The sequence below is a fragment of the Streptomyces sp. NPDC092296 genome, from assembly GCF_044755465.1.
GTDB lineage: Bacteria > Actinomycetota > Actinomycetes > Streptomycetales > Streptomycetaceae > Peterkaempfera.
On sequence record NZ_JBIVRB010000024.1, the window covers coordinates 1 to 21345 of the forward strand.

The following is a 21345-nucleotide window of genomic DNA, read 5'->3' on the forward strand; positions in this document are numbered from 1 at the left end:
GCCCGCGGGGCGGGGGGGGGGGCCGGGGCGGGCCGGGGGGGGGGCTGGGGGGGCGGGGGGGCGGGGCGGGGCGGCCGGGGCCCCCGGGGCCGGGGGGGGGCGGGGCGGGTGGGGGGCGCCCCGCCCGACGGGTGGAGCGGAGCGGGTGGAGTGGAGCGGGTGGAGTCGATCGGGTGGCGCGGGTCAGCTCGCGGTGCAGCTGAGGGTGGGAGTGGCGGGGGCGGCGCCGCTGGCGTTGAAGCCGAAGGTGGTGCTGGCGGCGGGGGCGAGGGCGCCGTTGTAGCTGACGTTGGTGGCGGTGACGGCGGCGCCGGTCTGGGTGATGTCGGCGCTCCAGTGGTCGGTGACGGCCTGGCTGCCGGGCCAGGTCCAGGTGACCTTCCAGCCGTGGGTGGCCGTGGTGCCGGAGTTGGCGACGGTGACCGTGGCGCCGAAGCCGGCGCCCCACTGGCTGTCCAGGTGCCAGGAGGCGGTGCAGCCGCCGCTCGTCCCGCCGCCGCCGCTCGTCCCGCCGCCGGTGGTCGGGGTGGTGACGGTGACGGTGTTGGAGGCGGGTGAGACATTGCCCGCCGTGTCCACGGCCTTGATGGAGTAGCTGTAGGTGGCGCCGGGGGTCAGCCCGCCGTCGGTGAAGGTGGTGCCGGGGGTGGTCCCCAGCAGGGTGGTGCCCCGGTAGACCCGGTAGCCGCTGACGGCCACGTTGTCGGTGGCCGCGCCCCAGGCCAGCGAGACGCTGGTGCTGGTGACGCCGGTGGCCACCAGCTGACCGGGCGCGGTCGGCGGCGTGGTGTCCCCGCCACCCGTACCGCCGGTGCCGCCGGTGCCGCCCGTACCGCCGCCGGTGCCGCCGGTGCCGCCGGTGCCACCGTCCGTCGTGTACGAGACGCCGGTGAACGGAGCCGAGCAGCCGTTGGCGCAGGAGGCCGGCAGGCTGAAGCTGTAGGTACGGCCGCCCTGGACCAGGGCGTCGTCCGCGTCCCGGACCCGGATGCGGTAGCTGCTGCCGTTCGCGGCGGTCGGCGCGATGACGAACGCCTGGCCCATGTCCGTCTGCCGCTGCGCCGACTGCCAGGCGCTGCCGTCGTAGTACTCCACACCGTGGATGCCGTTGGCCAGGTGGGTGACGGCGATGGCGGGCCAGTAGGGCTTGGCGTTGGCCATGAACCCGATGGAGAGGTCACCGGTGTACCCGGGCGCCGGGATGTACGACCAGGAGACGTGCCGGTTCCCCCAGTGGTTGGGGTACAGGTCCCCGACCGGCGTGCCGTTCAGCGCGAACCGGTTCAGCGAGTCCTTGGACAGGTCCAGGTGGTCGGGGTCGTTGCGGCACCAGCCGTTGGGGTCGGCGCAGCTGTCGGCCACCACCATGTTCAGGGTGGCGCCGTTGTACTTGTCCTGGGTCCAGGCGCCGTTGCGGCAGAACGGCTGGTTGATGTCGCCATCGTTGATGCCGGTGCAGTAGTCCCCGATCGTCACCTGCACCCAGCGCCCGCAGTTGAGGCCGTTGGCGAAGGCGCCCATCTTCGCCGCGTCCTGCGCCGGGACCGGGCGGGTGTTGTACGAGCTGCTGCCCGGCGTGTTGAAGACGTTCAGCGCCACGAAGTCCTGGGTCTCCAGGTTCGCCTGCGGGATGCCGCAGCCGCCGTACGGGGCGCCCAGAGCATCGAAGTAGGTGGCGTTCCCGGTGTGGGACGCGGCCACCACGGCGCCCGGCGCCGCCGAGACCGCTGAGGACGCCGAAGCGGCGGTGCAGAGGGCGGTCACAAGGGCCAGGGCGGCGAACAGCGCGGTGAACAGCGACCGTCTCTTGGTGCGCGGGGTGATCACGACGTCCTCCGTGGACGGGATGGTGGCGGCCGGGGGGAGAGTCCCTGCCAGGACCCGGGCAGGGGTCGGCGCCCCGGCGCGGCCGGGCCGGGGCTCGGTGCGGACGGGGCCTCACTCAGGGAGGACCGGCGGTCGATTCGCGCCGGTGCGCTGCCGGCCGGAGCCGGGGAGGAGCGGGCGGCCACGCACGATCCGGCGTGATCCACGCTGCGCTGGGCCCGGAGCAGCGCTCCGGACCGGAGAAGCCCACCCACCAGGCGGACTCCGGGGACGTTCACCCGTTCGGGGCAGTACCCAATCATGCCGGTCCGTCACACCCTGTCAAGGCTTCACCCCATTCCGGCACGGCCGGGAGCGGATGCGGCGATGTACCGCATTCGGGCTATCACCTGTGGTGCCCGTTCTGTCACCTTCCGCATGCTGAGGCACAGGGGGATCACTTGTTCGAAGGGAAGCGGAGTCCATGTCCTCATGTCTCACGCAGTCCTCATGCCTCAAGCACCTGGCCCGGCGCGGCACCCGCGCCGGGCTGGCGGCGGCACTGGTCTCGGCCACCGCGCTGAGCGGCTGCGCCGTGCCGTCCGCGCACCGGGCGGCGCCGATTCCCGGCCTGGCCCCGGCGGCCGCCGCCCGGCAGGCCGCCGCGACGCTCAAGGAGGCCCCCTGCGGCAAGCCGCCGGTGAAGCTGGAGCCGAAGGCCCAGGACTTCCTCAACCAGCTGGCCGCCGCCGGCGGCCCGCCGCTCTACACGCTCTCGTACGCGGCGGCCCGCGCCTCGCTAGACAAGCTCCAGGCCGGACCGGTCGCCAAGCCGGCCGCCGACATCACCGAGCGGACCATACCCGGTGGGCCCACCGGCTCGGTCTCGCTGCGCATCGTGCGCCCGGCCGGAGTGACGGGCACCCTGCCCGGCATCGTCTACATCCACGGCGGCGGCTGGATCCTCGGCAACGCCATGACCCATGACCGGCTGGTCCGCCAGCTCGCCGTGGGCGCGCGGGCGGCGATCGTCTTCGTCAACTACACGCCCTCGCCCGAGGCGCAGTACCCCGTCCCGCTGGAGCAGATCTACACCGCCTCCCAGTGGGTCGCCCGCAACGGCCGCTCCATCGGCATCGACCCGGGCCGGCTCGCGGTGGCCGGCGACTCGGTCGGCGGCAACATGGCGGCGGCCCTCACCATGCTCGCCAAGGAGCGCGGCGGCCCGCACTTCCGCCGGCAGGCCCTGCTCTACCCGGTGACCGACGCCCGCTTCGACACCGGCTCCTACCGCCGGTTCGCGGAGGGGTGCTGGCTCACCCTCCCGGCCATGAAGTGGTTCTGGAACGCGTACGCCCCCAACGCCGCCGACCGGGACAAGCCCACCGTCTCGCCGCTGCGCGCCACCCTCGCCCAGCTGCGCGGCCTGCCGCCGGCCCTGGTGATCACCGACTCCGACGTGCTGAGCGACGAGGGCATGGCCTACGCCGACAAGCTCCGGCAGGCGGGAGTCGCCGTCACCGGCTCCCACTACCCGGCCATCACCCACGACTTCATGATGCTCAACGCGCTGGCGGGCACCCAGGCCGACAAGGACGCCGTCGCGGAGACCACCAGGATGCTGCGGGAGGCGCTGTACGCACCGGCCGATCCCAGCCCCGGCAAGGGGAAGTAGCCCCCTCGGTAGCGCCCACCGGTGCCGCCCCCGCCGCCGGCCGGGGGCGGCACCCGGCCGTTCCGGGACCGCTCCGGGACCGGTTCGCGCGCTTCACCCGGGCTCGATGCGGCCGTCGCTCAGCTCGACGACCCGGTCGGCCGGCTCCATCAGCTGCGGGTCGTGCGTGGCGACCAGCGCGGTGACGCCCGCGCTGTGCACCACCGCGCGCAGCAGCTGCATGACGGCCCGTCCGGTGGCGGAGTCCAACTGGCCGGTCGGCTCGTCCGCGATCACCAGCGCGGCTCATTGGCCAGGGCGCGGGCGATGGCGACGCGCTGCTGCTGACCGCCGGACAGCTCGCCGGGGCGCTGGGCGGCATGGTCGCCCAGGCCGACCAGCGCCAGCAGTTCACGCACCCGCTCCTCACGCTCGCGGGCCGGGGCGCGGCGCAGCCGCAGCGGCACGCCCACGTTCTCGGCGGCGGTGAGGACCGGGACCAGGCCGAAGGACTGGAAGACGAAGCCGATCCGGTCCCGCCGCAGGCGGAGCAGGCCGTCCTCGCCCAGCTCCGAGAGGTCCTGGCCGTCCAGCGCGATCCGCCCGGAGTCCGGCCGGTCCAGGCCGCCGACCAGATTGAGCAGGGTGGTCTTGCCGGAGCCGGACCGCCCCCCTGAGCGCGGTCAGCTCGCCGCGCCGGGCCCGCGCGGCGCGGGTCGATGAGCCGCTGGAGCTGCTGGCGGTCGGCCACTGCCGCGACCGGCGGCCGGTCCGGCTGTCCGGCGGCGAGCAGCAGCGGGTGGCCATCGCGGTGGCGCTGGCGAACCGGCCTGCGGTGCTGCCGGCCGACGAGCCGACCGGTGAGCTCGACTCCGAGACGGCCGCCGACATCTTCGGCGCGTTCCGCGCGGTCAACGCCGAGTTGGGCACGACCGTGGTGATCGTCACCCATGACCCGATGGTGGCGGGCGAGGTCCGCCGTACGGTGGCGATCCGCGACGGGCGGGCCGGCTCCGAGGTGCTGCGGCGGATCGCGCGGGACGCCGACGGCCGGGAGTCCCTGGTCGAGCGGGAGTACGCGACCCTGGACCGCAGCGGCCGGGTGCAGCTGCCCCGCGAGTTCGTGGAGGCGCTCGGCCTGGAGCACCGCGTCGGCCTGGAGCTGGAGCCGGACCGCATCGAGATCTGGCCCGACAACTGAGCCCCGCGCCGGCCCGACCGCGACTACCGCAGGCTTGGCCGGCGAGCCCGCCGTTCGAAGATCAGCACATTGGCCAGCGCGGCGGCGAGCAGCGCCACGATGTCGACCACCGCGCTGCCCGCCGTCAGCCAGGCCGCGTCGCTGCCGTCGGGCAGGGTGCTCGCGGCCCACAGCCCGCCGACCCCGGCGAGCAGCGCATAGCCGCCGTACACGGCCAGCAGGGCGGCCACCCCGCAGGGCAGCGTCAGGACGACCGCCGCCAGTAGGTAGTGGCTGTCGGCCCGCACCGCGCCCACGGCCGCCAGCAGCCCCACCAGCGCGACATAGCCGCCTTCCCACCACCGCCGCTTGCTGTCCCCACCCATGCCGACCCCCCCCGTCCGGGCCGGCGCGCGCCGGGCCCGCAGCCACCATCATGCGCTCCCCTGCGGTCCCGTGTCTGCCAGGCCGCCTGATCCCCGGCAGGCCCCTGGCGCGGGGCGCGGCCACCGACGAGGCGGCCATCGGCGGCCACCGGTTCTGCCCGCACCGGGGAGCGCCCGAACCGTCCCGGCGCGACAGCAGAGAAAGGGGCAGCGGTGCGGAAGGCGCCCGGCCTCAGCGGGTGAAGCGCTCGCGGGCGTGGCGGCCGGTGACCCTGGCGATCTCGTGCCAGAACGGAGCCGCGCTGAGGTACAGCCCGAGCACGGTCAGCACGCCGAGCGACACATCCACGCTGATCCGGCCCTGCTTGGCCCAGTAGACGTCCTGGAGGTCCAGCAGCAGCGCGAACTCGTCGGCGATCAGCGCGACCCCCACCCCGTAGGTGGCCGCCACCGCCGGGTGGCCGACGTACTGGGCGTCCCCCCGGACGGCGATCAGGCCGACCCCGGCCAGCGCGCCGATGCCCAGGTTGTAGTGGTGCAGATGGGTGCCCCCGGCCGAGATGTTGCCCCAGGGCAGCCAGCCGCCGCGAATGCCGTGGGTGATCACCCGTACGGTGCCGAAGGTGGTCCCGAAGGACACCCAGGTGACCATGAGGGACCGCTGGGTCGGACCGGTCCGCTCCCACAGCGTCCGCGCCCACCGGTCCCGCAGTCGTGGCCGGTCCCCGTTCCATTCCGACGCACTCGGCATGGCGCAGCCTCCGTTCCCCGGCACTCCGTCCCTCCACGCTACGGCGCCACCACCGGAACCGCCGCCCGGATCTTGCCACCCGCTGCCGCGCGCACCGCGCCCGGTCCCGTGACGATCCTCACCTCCGACCCCGATGGTCCGGCCCTGCTCTGCGGCCGGGCCGTCGAGGTGGTCAAGGTCTGCCCCTGGGGGACGGCCGTACGGGGCCAAAATCGGGCGGTTCACTCGGTAGGGTGAGTGGACATCCCGCTGCGAGAGGCACCCGCCCATGGCCAAGACGCCCACCGAGCCCCGCAAGGCGCTGCTCCAACTGTCCGGGGTGAGCCGCACCTACGGGGAGCGGCAGGTTCTGCACCCCCTCAGCCTGAAGCTCGCGGCAGGCGAGTGCGTGGCCCTGCTCGGCCACAACGGCTCCGGCAAGTCGACGCTGCTGCGGATCGCGGCCGGACGCGAACTGCCGACCACCGGGACGGTCCGCTTCGACGGCCTGCCGATGGACGAGCACGACCCCCGGATCAGGGCCAGGGTGGCGGTGGTCGGCGACACGGTCGCCTGCTACCCCGACCTGTCGGTGCGCGAGCACCTGCTGCTGGTGGCCGTCGCCCACGGCGTCGCGGACGCGCACGCCTGGATCGAACACGTCCTGGTCGACCGGAATCTCGCGGAGCGGGCCGACGCGCTCCCCTCCGCGCTGTCCTCCGGCCAGATGCAGGCGCTGCTGCTGGCCTGCGCCATGGTCCGGCCGCGTGATCTGCTGCTGCTGGACGAGCCCGAGCAGCGCCTCGACCCGGACGCCCGCAAGCAGCTCGCGGACCTGCTCAAGGCCGAGCTGGCCGACGGGGTCGCGGTGCTGCTGGTCACCCACCACACCGATCTGGCGCTGGAGGTGGCCCACCGGGTCCTGGTGCTGGAGGACGGCAAGGTGCTGACCAAGGGCTCGCCGCGCAACGTACTCGCCGGCGGCGTCGGCGGAGGCCGCCGGTGACGAACCAGGCCGCACCGCGCCCCGCCGCCCCGGGCATCCCAGGCCCCGCAGGTACCCCGGACACCTTGGGTTCCGACCCGTACGACCCCGATGACCCGGACCTGGACGGGCCCGACCCGGACCCGAGCGACCCCGCGCCGGAGTGGACCTCGGACGACGACTGGACCGACGAGGCGCTGGCCCTGCTGCGGACCATGCGCGCCCCGCACCGCCGCAGCCGGGCCGGCCAGATCGGCTTCGCCGTCTACTGCGCCGTGCTGATCATCGTCGCCTGGGGTGTGACCCCGAGCTTCGGCCTGCTGCTCCAGTCCTCGATGGGCGCCGACTACACCGGCCACGGCCCCGCGCTGCTCGCCGCACTGCCCAGCGGTGTCGCCGCCGCCGCGCTGGCCGTGCTGCTGCTGGCCGCCCGGGACGGCCTCTGGCGCGGCCCGGTGATCCCGCCGAGGCCCACCGCCGACTGGCTGCTGCCGCATCCCGTCCGGCCCAAGCGGGTGCTGCGGCCCTGGTTCTGGCTGTCCTGCGCCCTGGCCACCGTGCCGGGGGCCCTGGTGGCGGCCGGCTCCATGGTCGCGCTGGGGCTGACCACCCGGACCGGGCTGCCCGCCGCGTTCGGCTGGTCGGTGCTCGGCGGCGTCTGCCTGCCGCTGCTGGCCACCTGCCTGGGTCTGGCGGTGGAGCTGAACGACCGGGTCGCCGCCCAGGTCCGCCGGCTCACCCCCTGGCTGACCGTGCTGGTGCTGCTGCTCGCCGCCCAGAGCGCCCTGGCGGCCCAGGGGCACCGGGTCCCCTGGCTGGAGCGGACCGAGCTGTGGTCCGGCCCCTGGGGCTGGGCCGGTATCGCCGTGCTCGCGCCGACCTCCGCCGCGCAGCCGGGCGCCTGGCCGGCCGCCGCGCTGCTGCTGGTCCTCACCGCCGGCTGCCTGCTGCTCGCGGACCGGGTCTGCGGGCGGGTGCCCCCGGCCCGGCTGCGCGAGCGGGCCCGGACCGCCGCCGGGGTGCTGGCCGCCCTGCGCACGGTGGAGCTGCGGGCCGCGCGGCTGGCCGTCGGCGGCTCGGCGCCGGGCGCGGTGGCGCGGCGGCTGCGGCTGCCCGCGCCGCGCGCCGCGTACCTCGCCGTGCCGTGGCGGGACGCGCTGGCGCTGCTGCGCGCGCCCTCCCGGCTGGGGCGCGCGGCGCTGCTCTCCGTACCGGCGTCGCTCTGCGCGGTGCTCGCCCACTCGGCCACCGGCGCCGCGCTCTGGGGGGCGACCGCGTTGGCGCTGGTCTTCGGCTATCTGGCGGTGGCGCAGCTGCTGGAGCCCGCCCGGGTCGAGACGGACGACGTCCGGCGGGCCTCCTGGTCGCCGTACCCCTTCGCCGACCTCATGCTGCGGCACGCGATCGTGCCCGTCACCCTCGGCGTGCTGCTGGGGCTGCTGGGGGCGGCGGTGGCCGTGCTGTCCGGGGCGGGGGCCCAGGCGTGGCTGGCGCCCGCCGCCGTTCCGGCCCTGGTCGGCGCGGGGCTGGTGAACGCCTGCCGGGGTACCGGCCGGCAGGACCTGATGCACGGCGGTACCCGGGCGCCGGGCTCGGGCGCCGGTCCGTTCCTGTTCGCCGCCTGGTACGCCGCCGGGCCGGCCGTGGCCGTCATCGTCCTCGCCATGCCGTTCACCCGGGCGCTGACCGGCGGCTCGCTCTCCGCCGTCCTCACCGCCGCGCTGTGGAGCGCCGCACTGGCCGTGGTGCTGCTGCGGTGGGCGCGCGGCCGGGCCGGGAAGCTGGCCGCCCAGGGCCGGTCGACCGCAGCCGGGGCGGCGAAGGGCTGAACCGCCCGCGCCGCGGTGCGTACGAAGGGTGAAGGGCCCGCCGATCGTCGGCGGGCCCTTCACCCGTACGGACGGCCTCCGCAGGTCAGGGGGCCAGTCGGTGGCCGGTGCGGGCGTGGAAGACGGTGATGGCCTCGACCGGGCACAGGTCGGCGGCCTCCACCAGCCCCTCGGCGGCCGAGCCGGGGGCCTCGGTACGGAGCGGACGGGATCTGCCGTCGTCGTCCAGTTCGAAGTCCTCCGGCGCCGTCGCGACGCAGAAGCCCGCGCCGACGCAGCGCGACCGGTCCACCTTGGCCGCCACCACCGGCTCCCCGGCCGCCGACTCCTCCACCGGCTGCCGGGACATCGGGGACGGCGGCCGGGCGGTCACCAGGTCACCACCAGGCGCTTCGGACTGCGGGTGGTCCCGCCCTCCCGCCACTCGATGGCGTCCACCGGCTCCGAGAGCCGCAGGCCGGGCAGCCGGGCGGCGAGCCGGTTCAGCGCCATCGGCAGCTCCATCCGGATCAGCCAGGCGCCCAGGCAGTGGTGCGGCCCGGCGCCGAAGGCCAGGGTCGGTCCCTCCATCGGCGCGAACAGGTCACCGAACGGCCCGCTCGGGTAGACCTCCGGGTCCCGGCTGGCGGAGCCCACATCGACCACGACCACCGACCCCGCCGGGATGGTCACCCCCCCGACCTCCACGTCCTCGGCGGCCCGGCGGGTGCTGCCCGGGTCGTCGCCCAGCGGAATCCAGTGCAGCAGCCGCTCCCCCACCGCCTCGGCCGCCGACAGGTCACCGCCCAGCCGCGACCAGCTCTCCGGCCGCTCCCCGAGCAGGTACACCAGGGAGTTGCTGAGCGCGGTCATCGTGCTGTCGTGGCCGCCCACGGTCAGGCCGCCCACCAGGCTCACCAACTGGTCCTCGGGGATGTCCCCCACCTCGTCGGCGGCGCGCAGCAGCGTACTGACCAGGTCGTCGCCCGGCCGACCGCGGCGCGCGGAAATCAGCTCCGCCGAGAACTCGGCGAACTCCGTCAGGACCGCCGCCGCCTGCGGATCGTTGTCGGCGGTGTACGCCAGTACGTGGTCGCTCCAGTACCGCAGCCGCTCCACGTCCAGGCCGTCCAGGCCCATCAGCCGGCTCACTACCGCGACCGGCAGCGGCAGCGTGAACGCGGCGACGATGTCGACGGGCGGCTCCTTCCCGACCAGCTCGTCGAGCAGCCGCTCCACCACCTCGCTCACCCACGGCCGCCAGTGCGCGACGGCCCTCGGGGTGAACGCCCGCTGCACCGTGCGCCGCAGCCGCTGGTGGTCCGGGCCGTCCTGGTTGAACAGCAGCGCCGGATCGTCCACCAGATTGAAGGTGTCGTCCAGCGGTGGCGCGTCATCCGCGTGCAGCAGGGAGCGGCTGAACCGGGGGTCGGTCAGCACCTGCCGTGCGTCGCGGTAGCGGCTCACCGTCCAGACGGCGGTGCCGTTCGGGAGCTCCGCGGGCCGAGGCGGACCGGACGCGGCGAATCTGGTGCAGTGCAATGGAACCAGGGACCGATCGGATGCGGTTCCCTCGTCGCTGGCGACAGTCATAACCACCCCTGATGTAGCGCCGAAGCGCGGGACGACGCCTATGCTGCGCTCCACAGTACGGACCACTCACGGTCATCACTAGATGACCCGCCGTCAGGCCACCGGAACGTCCGGAACCGCACCCCCGGGGCCGCCGGGCCGCAGCGGTCTCAGGGGCCTCGGGGGCCTCGGGTGCCTCAGAGGCCGTGGACGTACCGGGGCGTCCGACCGTAGGTTCGTGGCAGCACCAGCGCTGGAAGGGAACCGACGACACCATGCCCCGCACCGCGACCCGCAGGCCGACCGGAGCCACCCGATGACCGGAGCCCCGATGACCGGAGCCCCGATGACCGGCGACTCCGTACTGCTGCGCAGCGAGGGCCGGGTCGGCCACCTCACCCTCAACCGGCCCAGGGCCCTCAACGCCCTCGACCACGCCATGGTCATCCGCATCGACCAGGCCCTCAGCGCCTGGGAGCGGGACCCGGCCGTCGAGACCGTGGTGATCACCGGCGCGGGTGAGCGCGGGCTCTGCGCGGGCGGCGACATCCGGGCCATCCACCAGGACGTCCACTCCGGCGGCGGCGCGGCCTCGGCGGCGTTCTGGCGCGACGAGTACCGGCTCAACGCCCGGATCGCCCGCTACCCCAAGCCGTACGTCGCCGTGATGGACGGCATCGTGATGGGCGGCGGCGTCGGCGTGTCGGCCCACGGCAGCGTACGTGTCGTCACCGAGCGGTCCCGGGTGGCCATGCCCGAGACCGGCATCGGCTTCGTCCCCGACGTCGGCGGCACCTATCTGCTCGGCCGCGCCCCCGGGGAGCTGGGCACCCATCTGGCGCTCACCGGCGCCCCGGTGGGCGCCGCCGACGCCCTGCTGTGCGGGCTCGCCGACCACTACGTCCCCGCCGCGCTGCTGCCCGACCTGCTCGCGGAGCTGGCCCACGCCCCGGCGCCGCAGGTGCCGGCCCGGTACGCCCGCGAGGCACCGGCGGGCGAGCTGGCCGGGCAGCGGGAGTGGATCGACGCCTGCTACGCGGCCGACACGGTCGAGGAGATCGTGGACCGGCTGCTCGGCTGCGGCGTACCGGCCGCCAAGGAGACCGCCGAGACGATCCTCACCCGGTCCCCCACCGCGCTCAAGGTCACCCTGGCCGCGCTGCGCCGCGCCCGGACGCTCGGCCCGCTGGAGCGGGTGCTGGAGCAGGAGTACCGGGTCTCCTGCGCGGCGCTGTCCTCCCCCGACCTGGTGGAGGGCATCCGCGCCCAGCTGATCGACCGGGACCGCGATCCGCACTGGTCGCCCGCCACCCTTCCCGAGGTCACCGACGAGGCCGTGGCTCGCCACTTCGCCCCGCTCGCCCCGCTCGCCCGGGAACTCGACCTCCCCGCCGGGCAGCCGGGCGGCGACTGAGCGGGCCGGGCGGTCGCCCCCGGCGCCGGCCATCCGCCGGCCCGGGGGCCCGGCCGCCGTCGACGCGTTCCGCGCCGCCGCCGACCGGATCTGACGGCCCCTCCGGCAACTGCCCGACCACCCGGGCAACGGCGCATCTTCCCTGCTCAGCGCTGTGAAGTGGTCCAACCGGGCCCGCTCAGCGCTCCCCTGTCTCCGCTATTCGTGAGCCGACCCCTGGCGCAATGGGACCATAACGCGCCAAGATCTCGTATCCGACGGCTCCACCTGACCGGAAACCGGCCAGGACAGCGGGCCACACAACGGAAACGGGGACCAGTACACGAGCGGAGAAGGAAGAGGAGCGCCCATGCTTGATGCGGCCGATCTCGATCCTGTGGAAGTACGCGCCTACCGCAGCCTGGTCAAGATGCCGGCGGCCACGCCGCCTCAGCTCGCCCGCCGGCTGGGGCTGTCCGGCCGCGAGGCGGCCGCGCTGCTCGACACGCTGGAGGCCAAGGGGCTGGCGAACCGGGCCGCCGGTCCGGTCCACCGGTTCCGGGCCGCACCGCCGGACCTGGCGCTCGGTCCGCTGCTGCTGAGCAGGCAGCAGGAACTGCAAGCCGTGCAGTCCGTGGTGGCGCAGCTCACCGAGGAGTACCGCAGCGAGGCCGGGCGCCGGGGCGCGGCCGAGATGGTGGAGACCGTCACCGGCGCACCGGCGATAGCCCGGATCTTCGACCAGCTGCAACGCGGCGCCCAGGACGAGGTGCTGGCGCTGTGCAAGCCGCCGAACGTGGCGGTCCCGGCTCGGGGGAACGACACCGAGCTGGGGGTGCTGGCCAGCGGCGTGCGGTACCGCGCGGTGTACGAGCGGTCGGCGCTGGAGGTGCCGCCCGATGTGTTCCGGATACGGGAGTTCATCAAGAACGGGGAGCAGGCCAGGGTGGCCGCCGAGCTGCCGGCCAAGCTGGTGATCGCGGACCGGTCGCTGGCCATGCTGGTCTCCTCTCCCGTACGGTCCGAAGCGGCGGGCTACCGCGAGCTGCCCGAGGTCGCCCTCGACCCGGCGGAGGACGAACCGTCCGACGGCTGGTCGCAGGAGCTGCCCGCCGACTGGCCGATCGACTGGTCGGCCGAGGTGCCCGACGAGCCGTCGGCCGTGCTGATCCACCCCGGGGTGCTGCTCGACGCGCTGGTCGCCTTCTTCGAGGGCCTGTGGGCGACGGCGTCGCCGCTGCTGCTCACCGAGGACGGCCGGATCGGGGAGAAGTCCCCGGGCCAGGCTCCCCCGGCCGAGGATCTGCTGCTGACCTCGCTGCTGCTCACCGGGCTGACGGACGGTGCCATCGCCGGTCAGCTGGGGCTGAGCCTGCGTACCGTCCAGCGCCGCATCCGCGATCTGCTGGAGTCCGTCGGGGTGCGGACCCGGATGCAGCTGGCCTGGGAGGCGGCCCGGCGCGGATGGCTGTGATCCGCCGCCGACCGCGTCGTGTGATCCGGGGTGCGATCACAGGTTCGCGGCGGGGTGTGTGATCAGGGGCCCTCGACCCTGGCCGGGTCGAGGGCCCCCTCATCCGTGTTCACACGGAGGGTTCAGGTGCCGTGGGGCACCGTCACCGCCGGGGAATCACTTGGCGAACACCTGGAGCTCGGACGCCCGGACGTCGTACGCCGACAGGGAGCCGGTGGCGCAGTCGGTCACGTTGTTCGGGTCCTTGTCCTGCTTGCCGGCGTACAGCGGGTTGCCGACGCACTGGTTGGTGATCGGCTCGAAGCGCAGGTCCGTCGCCGTGGTGGCGGGGATGTCGAAGCTGCGCATCGTCAGCTTCGGGGCCACCGGGCGCGGCTTGCCGGTCTCGAAGGCGTTCTCGGGGCTGATGTAGACCACGTGGAACTGGCTCGGCTTGGAGCAGTCCACCGTCGCGGTCCGGGTGCAGGCCGAGAGCTCGAACCGGCGCAGGGCCGAGAAGCGGCTCTGGGCCAGGGTGTCGCCACCCGGGTCCTTGGCGTCGGTCGGGCGGTTCAGGGCGCTGACCTGGACGCGCTTGATCTTGGTCGGCGCGTCGACGGCCAGGTGGACCATGACGCCCTGGCCGGTGAAGTCGGTCTTGGTCTTCTCGCCGACGACGGCCCAGTTGGTGCCCTCTTCGTCGTCGATCAGCTTGCCGAGGTTCAGACCGTCACCGGTGGCGGTGGCGCCGGCCGCGGCCGAGGCCAGGTTGGCCTGCATCTTGACCTTGACGTTCTGCTTCGAGGCGTCGTCCACCTGGAAGTCGAAGCGCACCAGGCCGTAGCCCGGGGCGACCACGACGGCGTCGTAGTGGCCGGGCACGAAGTTGGCCTTGTTGCTCAGGTCAGCGGTGGTGCCGGCGATCGGCGTGGTGCGGGTGCTGAACTGGCCGATGTAGACCTTGGCGTCGGAGATGGCGTCCCCGTCGGCGTTGACGATCTTGAAGGTCACCGGGGCGCTCGCGGTCGCCGGGCTGGCGAAGTCCGCGTGCGGCCGGGTGTCGCTGGTGGAGGTGGCGGTGGCCTCGGTGCCCAGACCGCGCTTGGCGAACGCGCCCCACATGGCGTCCAGGTCGGCGCCGCGGAAGCGGATCTTGTCCGCCGCGATCATCGCGTCACGGGCGTCGACCATGGTGATCTTGCCCGAGCCCATCAGCAGGTACGAGTCGAACATCAGCTGGATCCAGCGACGACCGCCACCGCACTGCTCGACCGCGGTCTTGCCCTGCGAGCAGGACAGGGCGACCTTCTTGGACGCCTCGCCGTACTTGCCCACCAGCGCCTGGCGCACCTCGTACTGCACGGCGTTCCAGATCTCGCCGTCGGAGTGCACCTCCGGACCGGCCATGTCGAACCCGAAGTTGGAGTAGTTCAGCGGGTTCTTGTCGATCGCGAAGTTGCGGATGCCGACCTCGTTGTTGCCGGTCACATACGGACCGACGACCCAGGGGTCGACCCCGTCCGGAACCACACCGGTCTCGATCAGGCGCTCGCTGGCGACCAGGTCGCTCCAGGACTCGCCCATCGAACCGCCGTGGGTGCCGGAGATGCCCGCGTCGGGGCCGCCGATCATGCGGTTGGTGATGGCGTGGGTGTACTCGTGGCCGATGACCGAGTTGTCGAAGTCACCGTCGGCGCAGATGCCGTAGAAGGCACCGGCCTGCGGCTGCCACAGGTACATGTTGGTCATCGCCACGCCACCGTCGGCACCGGTGCTCTGGTTGGCGTTGTTGCGGGTGCTCGGGGTGTTGCCACCGGAGCGGGCGTTGCCCATCTCCGGGTCGCCGCCCTTGCCGCCGAGGTTGTAGTTGTCGCTCTGCATGTTCCACGCGTCCTCGGTGAAGCCGAGGTGGTACGAGAAGTCATGCATCTGGTTGTGCTGGACGAACAGGTTGCCGAGCGCGGCGTCCCGGTCCGGCTGCGCCGGGTCGGTGAGCACCTTGGGGTCGCAGCCGCTGGCGTGCCAGGCGTCGGTGTACGAGTAGTCGTACACCCGGTCCGGCCGCACGTCCGGCGTGATGTTCAGCCAGGTGCGCCCGTTGGACGCCAGGCCGTCGCTGGCGAAGGCGTTGTTGCCCAGCGTCGTACCCAGCTTGTAGTAGCTGCCGTAGGTGCCGCCGCCGTTGCCGGAGGCGACGTCCCACGCGTGGTGCGGGTCGCCCGGCGCGCTGTCGCTCAGCACCTGGTCGCAGCCGGGGGCGGCCACCCAGCAGTAGGTCAGCCGGGTGTCCTTGGAGCTGCCGTCCAGCGGGGGCGAGAACGGGAACGCCTTCCACTGCGGGTTGCCGTCGTGGTCGGCGGCGACCTCGTCCTCGACCAGGGACTCGCGGGCGAGCACCTCACCGGTACGGGCGTCGATCACCGTGTCGTACAGCTCCGGGTCGTCACCGCTGCTGCCGACCTGCACCTGGTAGGCGGAGCGCACCGTGCCGTCGGGGTCCGCGACCACGACCGGGCGGGCCAGCTGGGTGCCGGTCAGCCCCGACGCCTCGTAACGCTGCCAGCGCTCGGTCTTGTCACTCTTGGTCAGCTTGCCCGCCGACAGGGTGACATCGGCCAGCGCGGCCTTGATCGCGTCCTCCTCGGACAGGGTCGCCGGCTTCGGCGTCCCCGTGACCGGGGCGAACGCACCGGTGACGCTGACCACGGTGCCGTCGACCACGCCGACGGAGACCTGACCGTCACGGGCGAACGGCTTGCCGTCCACCTCCTGGGCGAGCAGTACCGCAGCGCCCTTGCCGATCGGGGTGTTGGAGACCAGCTTGAGCTTGTCGACCTGGTCGGCGGTGAGGCCGAAGAGGTCGGTGTTGGCCTTCAGGTACGCCCGAGCCGTCTGCTCCGCCTTGGTCGGCAAGCCGGTGGCCAGCGTGGCGCCGGCGCCCTCCGGCACGACCGAGGTCGGGGTGCCGTAGCGGCTCCAGCCCACCTTCGCGCGGGCCTTGCCCGCCGCGTTCTTCGCCTTCGCCGACGGAGCCCGGTGCGTGCCGGCCAGCTCCTTGTCGGCCTTGCCGTGCCTCTGCGCGGCGACTGCTCCCGAACTGGACTCCGACGACTTCAGCCCCTTTGATTCAGAGGCTGCTCCGGCGGACGGTGTCTGAGCCACCGCCACGACGGTCGCCGTGGCCAGTGCCAGGGCCACCAGTCGTATGCGCCCTGATTCTTTGCGCATTCGTGCTCCTCCTTGTGGAAGTCCGGACGGGGATCGCCCGTTCCGGATTGCGCGGAGCCTGGCACGGTTCGAGGTGCTGCCGGAACGGGCCCCGCGTGGCGGAGTTACGACACTGCACAGTTCCGCCAGGAGCGACCCGCACCCGGGACCGCCGCAGCTCAGCCGCCCTTCACGCGCCCCGCACCCGCGCCACCGCACGGCCGGGCGCGGGCCCGTACGCGAGGGAGGAAGGCGGCGGGGGCCGGTCGGCCCGCTTTTTCCGGCGGCTTCCCACCTGGGTATTCGGCAGTACGACGGCCGTATTCGGCGGGAATAGCAGGATTCCCGTCCGACCCAGGGCCGGCCTCACGCCCGGTGTGCCCGGCGAGGCAAAGCGCAGTGAAAGCCCGGCTGAAATCGGGGTGATCTGCCCGATGGCGACGTATGTATTGATCCATGCCGCTGCGGTCGATTCGTGGCACTGGCGGCCGTTGTCGGCCGAGTCACGCGACCGGGGGCATGGGATGGTCGCACCGGAGCCGCCGGGCGCCGCCCCCGCGGCCGCCGCCCCCCTGCTCGCCACCCCGAGGAACCGGCCGACCGGCCGGCGGCGCACCGCGTGGCGCGGTGACCGGCTCCCGGAGCGGCCGGCACCCCGCGAGAGGGGCGAAACGCCCTGGCGGACAATGCCTTCGGCCGGCCGGGCCATCGCGGGGAAGCCGTGATTGCGGGCGTATTACGGCCGTTGCCGCATGCGTCATTGCGGCCGTCCGGGGAAATGGCGACCGGAGCGTCGGCGGCGGAGCGGGGGACGGCCGGTACCGCCGCCGGATCGGCCGCGCCCGGAAAACGGCGCAGCCGGGGCCCGGTCATGGCGACCGGGCCCCGGCTGGTGGTGCGTCAGGCTTGCTCAGCGGCCCTTGCGGTAGGACTTGAGGTAGCTCAGGCTCGGGGAGCCGACGCCGGTGGCGGTGTCATAGCCCCGGGTGGCCGTCAGCCCGTAGTCGGCGCCGATCTTGTAGAGCCGGACCCGCAGCGCGCCGTCGACGATGCCGAGGTCGAGCACGTTGCCGCGCTTGGCGTGCACCTTGGAGTCGTTGACGTCGTTGATCGCCGAGGAGTCGGCCCGGTCGTAGATGCCCGGGTTGGCGAAGCCGATGGCCCGGCCGCCGCGCGCCTCGATGGCGTCGGCCAGGATGCCCGCGTACTCCGGCGCGGAGACCGAGGTGCCGCCGTAGCCGCCCTCCGAGTACCCCGTGCCGTCGTCGAAGCCGACCAGCACCGCCGTCACCAGGTCGCCGTTCATCGAGATGTCCGGCAGGGTGCGCATCGGCTGCGCGGCCTTGGTGCCGTCCATCAGGCGGGTGGAGACGGAGCGCGGCACGACGCCCTGCTGGTACCACGGCTGGGCGAAGTCCTCGCTGGTACCGCCGCCGCCGCCGAAGTAGAAGCCGCCCGGGAAGGGGTTCCAGGCCGTCTGGTCGGCGGTGAGCACCGAGCGCAGGTCGCCCATGCTGGTCTCGAAGCGGTACGCGCCCTTGGCGTTGTCGATGCCCAGCGCGGTGCCGCCGACCCCGGTGACCCAGGGCGAGGAGGCCGGCCACTGGGTCTGCGCCCGCAGCGTGGTCGGGTCGCAGTTGGCACCGGTGGAGGCCGCCGCCGGGGAGTCGTCGCCGCAGTCGCCGGTGGAGAAGTTGAAGCCGATGCCCTCGGCCGCGCCGAGCATGAAGATCTGCTGGTCGGCCGCGATCACCGCCGGGTCGACCTCGCCCTCCGAGGAGTGCATGATCTCACCCCAGGAGTTGGAGACCACGTCGGCCAGGTGCTCGTCGACGACCTTGGCCATGGCGTCGTAGAGGTCCTCGTCGTAGCAGGAGTTGCCGCCGACGTAGACCACCTTGGCGTCGGGCGCCAGGCCGTGGACCATCTCCACGTCCAGCGCCTCTTCGCCGGCCCAGCCGTCGGCGCCGCCGCACTCGTCCTCGTGCGCCCACTGGCCGGGGGTGACGTACTCGGTGTACTGGCCGGGCCGGAACGGCTTGTCGCCGTGGGCGGTGGCGAAGGTGTTGGCGTCGGCCTCCATGGTGGAGAGCCCGTACGCGTCGATGACCGCGACCCGGGCGCCCTTGCCGGTGTAGCCGCTCTTGGTGACGCCGTACGCCTTACGCAGCTGCGCGGGGGTGTACGAGCAGGGCGCGAAGGGCTCCTTGGCCTCGTACCCGGCCGGAGCGCCCTTTGCGATCTTGGCGCCGTAGCTGTCGGAGCAGGTCGGCTCGGTGGGCAGCGTCGGCTTCTTCTTGTCCTTGGCCGGGGAGGCGGTCGCGTCCCGGTCCACCCGGACCGCCTGCGAGCTGGACTTCTGCACCACGTCGCTCAGACCGCTGACGCTGAGCACGGCGTCGGCGACCGCGGCCGGGACGACCGCGTCGGTGGCCGGGGCGCGGTGGGTGCCGTCGCTGGTGCGGTAGGTGTGGATCGTGGTGCCGAACGCCTTCTCCAGCGAGGCGGTGCTGCCGGAGACCTCGATGTAGTGGGTGGTGGTGCGGTCGACCTTCAGTCCGCTGCCGGTCAGCCAGCCGCGCACGGCGGTGACCTGGGCGGCGGAGGCGCCGAAGCGGGCCTGCGCCTGGGCGGGCGTCAGGAAGTGCTCGAACTGCGCGGACGACGGGTCGGAGACCGCCCTGGCGTACGCGGCCAGCCCTGCCGCGTCCTGGCCTGCCAGGTAGACGCGGACGGTGGCGGTGGAGCTGTCGGAGGCGGCGCCCTTGTCGGCTGCGGCGGTGGCCCAGCCCGGGTGGGTGCCGGTGAGAGTCCTGGCCGCGCCGGTCCTGGCGGCGGCCTGGGTGGTCGCGCTCGCGGGGGCCGCGAGGGCGAGCGATCCCGCGAGCAGGGTGGCGGCGGAGGCCGCCACCGCTATGCGGGAGAGCCGCCTGTGGGCAGCTTGTGGCACGAGGGTCCCCCCAGTTCGGTCGATGAGCCGGTTTGATTTACCAGACGGACAACCGCACTCGGAACGTCAGTGCGAAAGTGCGGTGCGCTTGTTGTGTATACGCAATACGCCTCTCGCCTCAAGGGAAGAGGGGGAAGCTTTGCCATGACATGACCTTGCCATGTAACGAATAGCGCGGAAGGTGAAGGTCCAGAACTCGGCCTGGTACGGCTGCGGCCCAGCTCAGGGGGCGCGAGCCCGCTCCGCGCGCCCGGTGGCGGTGGCAGCCGGTCACCCGGGGGCGGTAGCCTGCCGAAGCCCACAGGCGACCGGGGGGACGGCCATGACCACGACCGCACACCACCATGACAGCTGGATTCGGGCCTTCAACCCGATTCCTGACGCCGCGATCCGACTTGTCTGCTTTCCGCACGCGGGCGGCACGGCAAGCTTCTGGGCGCCGCTGACCCGGCTGCTGCCACCCGGGATCGAGCTGCTCGCGGTGCAGTACCCGGGGCGGCAGGACCGCTACAACGAGCCCTGCATCGACGACATCGGGACGCTGGCCGACCGGACCGCCGAGGCGCTGCGCGGGCGCCATCCCGGCGAGCGGCTGGCGCTGTTCGGCCACAGCATGGGCTCGGTGGTCGCCTTCGAGACGGCACGCCGCCTGGAGCGGCAGGCCGGTCCGTCGGTGGCCCATCTGTTCGTCTCCGGGCGGCGCGCACCCTCGCTCGTCCGCGCCGAGTACACCCACCTGCGGGACGACGACGGGCTGATCGCCGAGCTGAGCGCGCTGGGCGGCACGGCCTCCGGGCTGCTGGCCGACCCCGAGATGCGCGCCCTGGTGCTGCCGCCGGTCCGCAGCGACTACCGGGCGATCGAGACCTATCGCTGCGAGCCGGGCGCCCAGGTCGGCTGCCCGGTGACCGCGCTGACCGGCGACGCGGACCCCCGGGTCTCCGTCGCGGAGGCGCGGCTCTGGGAGGGCCACACCACCGGCGCCTTCGACTACCAGGTGTTCACCGGCGGCCACTTCTATCTGGAGGACCACCGCCCGGCCATCGCCCGCCGGGTCGGTGACACCCTGCGGCGGTTCCGCTGAGGCGGACGGTCAGCCGACCGGCTCGGCTGGCCGCCTCGGTGGGCCGCACGCGGCCTCGGCGGCGTGGACCTGGCTCCCCGGGTGCGGCACCGCCTGGAACCCCGCCGCGCCGCCCTGCGGTGAGCCCGGGGCGGCGGCGCGGTGTGAGCCGACCTGCGGTCAGCGGACGTGCCACTTCTGGCCGGCGGCGCCCGTGCAGTCCCACAGCTGGAGCCGCACACCGCTGCCCGTCCCGCCGTCCTTGGCGTCGACGCACTTGTCCGCCTGCGGGTTGACCAGGTCGCCCGCGCCGGTCAGCACGAACTGCTGCGCCGGGTTGCCGCTGCACCGGGCGACCTGGATGGTGGTGCCGTTGGCGACCGAGCCCCAGGCCACGTCCATGCAGAGGCCCATGGAGCGTACGGTGCCGTCCGGCCGGAAGTCCCACTTCTGCCAGTCCGCCCCGGTGCAGTCCCAGAGCTCCAGCGGGGTGCCGTCGTTGCCCACGCCGCCGGTGATGTCGACGCACCGGTTCGACCCGTAGCCGACCAGCGCGTAGCCGGGGACGAGCGCCGGTGTCGGGGCGGTCCGCGCCTGCTGGGGTGCCGGGGAGTGCGTCGCGGGCGCGGCGGGCGGCCGCGTCGTGGCTCCGGACGTGGACCCGGGCGTGGACCCGGGGGTGGACTTGGGCGGCGACTTGGTTTCCGCCGCAGCCGTGGGCGCGGTCGCCACCCCGCCCGGGGCGGCGGCCACCGGCGGGGCCGGGGGCGGCGTCCCGGGTGCGGCCGTGGCGGTGGGCGCCGGGGTGGCCGTCCGGGTGGCCGGGCGCGGCGGGCCGGCGGGGTGGGCGGCCGGCGCCGACACCGGCGGCGGCGGTCCCACGGCGGCCACCTGGACGGGCCGGCCGGCCCCCGCGTCCGCCGGCTCCGCCGCCGACTGCGGGAGCCGCGCCGCGCTCAGCGCGACCGCCACGGTCAGCGCCGCCGCCCCGCCGACCGCCGCCCACACCCGGACCCCGGGCAGCAGCCCGCGCGACGGTACGGGGGCGTGGCGGGCGAAGGCGTCGGCGAAGCGGTCGGCGGACTGCTGGGGGGTACGGGTCGGGGGCACTCGGTCTCCAGGGGCAGTACGGAATCACCGGCACCCTTGCGCACCGGC

The 21345-nt window shown here is 73.9% G+C and carries 14 protein-coding genes and 2 pseudogenes; 7 read left to right on the forward strand and 9 right to left on the reverse strand.

Features of this window, described 5'->3' with window-relative positions:
• Positions 1-183 precede the first annotated feature (183 nt).
• Positions 184-1827 (reverse strand): cellulose binding domain-containing protein, encoded by a 1644-nt coding sequence (locus tag ACIQGZ_RS28700; RefSeq protein WP_402607439.1) that lies wholly within the window; start codon positions 1825-1827, stop codon positions 184-186.
• 463 nt (positions 1828-2290) lie between these two features.
• Here ACIQGZ_RS28700 and ACIQGZ_RS28705 point away from each other — a divergent pair, with 463 nt between their 5' ends.
• Positions 2291-3481: an alpha/beta hydrolase gene (locus tag ACIQGZ_RS28705; protein ID WP_402607441.1), complete on the forward strand. Its 1191-nt coding sequence runs from the start codon at positions 2291-2293 to the stop codon at positions 3479-3481.
• A 93-nt stretch (positions 3482-3574) separates the two neighbouring features.
• Here the strand turns inward: ACIQGZ_RS28705 and ACIQGZ_RS28710 are convergent.
• Positions 3575-4156 (reverse strand): annotated as a pseudogene (locus tag ACIQGZ_RS28710) (ABC transporter ATP-binding protein); the annotation flags it as partial.
• 55 nt (positions 4157-4211) lie between these two features.
• On the opposite strand from ACIQGZ_RS28710, the pseudogene ACIQGZ_RS28715 reads away from it, so the two are divergent.
• Positions 4212-4661: pseudogene (locus ACIQGZ_RS28715) on the forward strand (ATP-binding cassette domain-containing protein); the annotation flags it as partial.
• A 23-nt stretch (positions 4662-4684) separates the two neighbouring features.
• Here the strand turns inward: ACIQGZ_RS28715 and ACIQGZ_RS28720 are convergent.
• Both ACIQGZ_RS28720 and ACIQGZ_RS28725 read right to left on the reverse strand, forming a co-directional pair.
• Positions 4685-5026, reverse strand: coding sequence for a hypothetical protein (locus ACIQGZ_RS28720; RefSeq protein WP_402607444.1), 342 nt, complete (start codon positions 5024-5026; stop codon positions 4685-4687).
• A 232-nt stretch (positions 5027-5258) separates the two neighbouring features.
• Positions 5259-5666: a hypothetical protein gene (locus ACIQGZ_RS28725; protein ID WP_402607447.1), complete on the reverse strand. Its 408-nt coding sequence runs from the start codon at positions 5664-5666 to the stop codon at positions 5259-5261.
• A 379-nt stretch (positions 5667-6045) separates the two neighbouring features.
• On the opposite strand from ACIQGZ_RS28725, the gene ACIQGZ_RS28730 reads away from it, so the two are divergent.
• Positions 6046-6762, forward strand: a complete 717-nt coding sequence (locus ACIQGZ_RS28730) for an ABC transporter ATP-binding protein (RefSeq protein ID WP_402607450.1) — start codon at positions 6046-6048, stop codon at positions 6760-6762.
• A 65-nt stretch (positions 6763-6827) separates the two neighbouring features.
• Entirely contained in the window at positions 6828-8570 is a 1743-nt protein-coding gene (locus ACIQGZ_RS28735; protein ID WP_402607453.1) for a hypothetical protein, read from the forward strand.
• Between the two features lie 85 nt (positions 8571-8655).
• On the opposite strand, the gene ACIQGZ_RS28740 is transcribed toward ACIQGZ_RS28735, so the two are convergent.
• Together ACIQGZ_RS28740 and ACIQGZ_RS28745 are read right to left on the reverse strand one after the other, a co-directional pair.
• Complete coding sequence (locus ACIQGZ_RS28740) at positions 8656-8943, reverse strand: ferredoxin (RefSeq protein WP_402607455.1); 288 nt, start codon at positions 8941-8943, stop codon at positions 8656-8658.
• Positions 8940-10142, reverse strand: coding sequence for a cytochrome P450 (locus ACIQGZ_RS28745; RefSeq protein ID WP_402607458.1), 1203 nt, complete (start codon positions 10140-10142; stop codon positions 8940-8942). The genes ACIQGZ_RS28740 and ACIQGZ_RS28745 overlap by 4 nt, the downstream gene beginning before the upstream one ends.
• A 310-nt stretch (positions 10143-10452) precedes the next feature.
• On the opposite strand from ACIQGZ_RS28745, the gene ACIQGZ_RS28750 reads away from it, so the two are divergent.
• Positions 10453-11535, forward strand: a complete 1083-nt coding sequence (locus tag ACIQGZ_RS28750; protein ID WP_402607461.1) for an enoyl-CoA hydratase/isomerase family protein — start codon at positions 10453-10455, stop codon at positions 11533-11535.
• A 349-nt stretch (positions 11536-11884) separates the two neighbouring features.
• Positions 11885-12988, forward strand: a complete 1104-nt coding sequence (locus ACIQGZ_RS28755; RefSeq protein ID WP_402607463.1) for a helix-turn-helix domain-containing protein — start codon at positions 11885-11887, stop codon at positions 12986-12988.
• A 156-nt stretch (positions 12989-13144) separates the two neighbouring features.
• On the opposite strand, the gene ACIQGZ_RS28760 is transcribed toward ACIQGZ_RS28755, so the two are convergent.
• Positions 13145-16195 (reverse strand): M36 family metallopeptidase, encoded by a 3051-nt coding sequence (locus ACIQGZ_RS28760; RefSeq protein ID WP_402607466.1) that lies wholly within the window; start codon positions 16193-16195, stop codon positions 13145-13147.
• Positions 16196-17084: 889 nt separating this feature from the next.
• On the reverse strand, positions 17085-19124 hold the full coding sequence (locus tag ACIQGZ_RS28765; protein ID WP_402607468.1) for a protease pro-enzyme activation domain-containing protein: 2040 nt from the start codon (positions 19122-19124) through the stop codon (positions 17085-17087).
• Positions 19125-19446: 322 nt separating this feature from the next.
• Here ACIQGZ_RS28765 and ACIQGZ_RS28770 point away from each other — a divergent pair, with 322 nt between their 5' ends.
• Positions 19447-20208 (forward strand): thioesterase II family protein, encoded by a 762-nt coding sequence (locus ACIQGZ_RS28770; protein WP_402607471.1) that lies wholly within the window; start codon positions 19447-19449, stop codon positions 20206-20208.
• A gap of 159 nt (positions 20209-20367) precedes the next feature.
• Here ACIQGZ_RS28770 and ACIQGZ_RS28775 read toward each other — a convergent pair whose 3' ends face one another.
• Positions 20368-21297 (reverse strand): ricin-type beta-trefoil lectin domain protein, encoded by a 930-nt coding sequence (locus ACIQGZ_RS28775; protein ID WP_402607474.1) that lies wholly within the window; start codon positions 21295-21297, stop codon positions 20368-20370.
• Positions 21298-21345 lie beyond the last annotated feature (48 nt).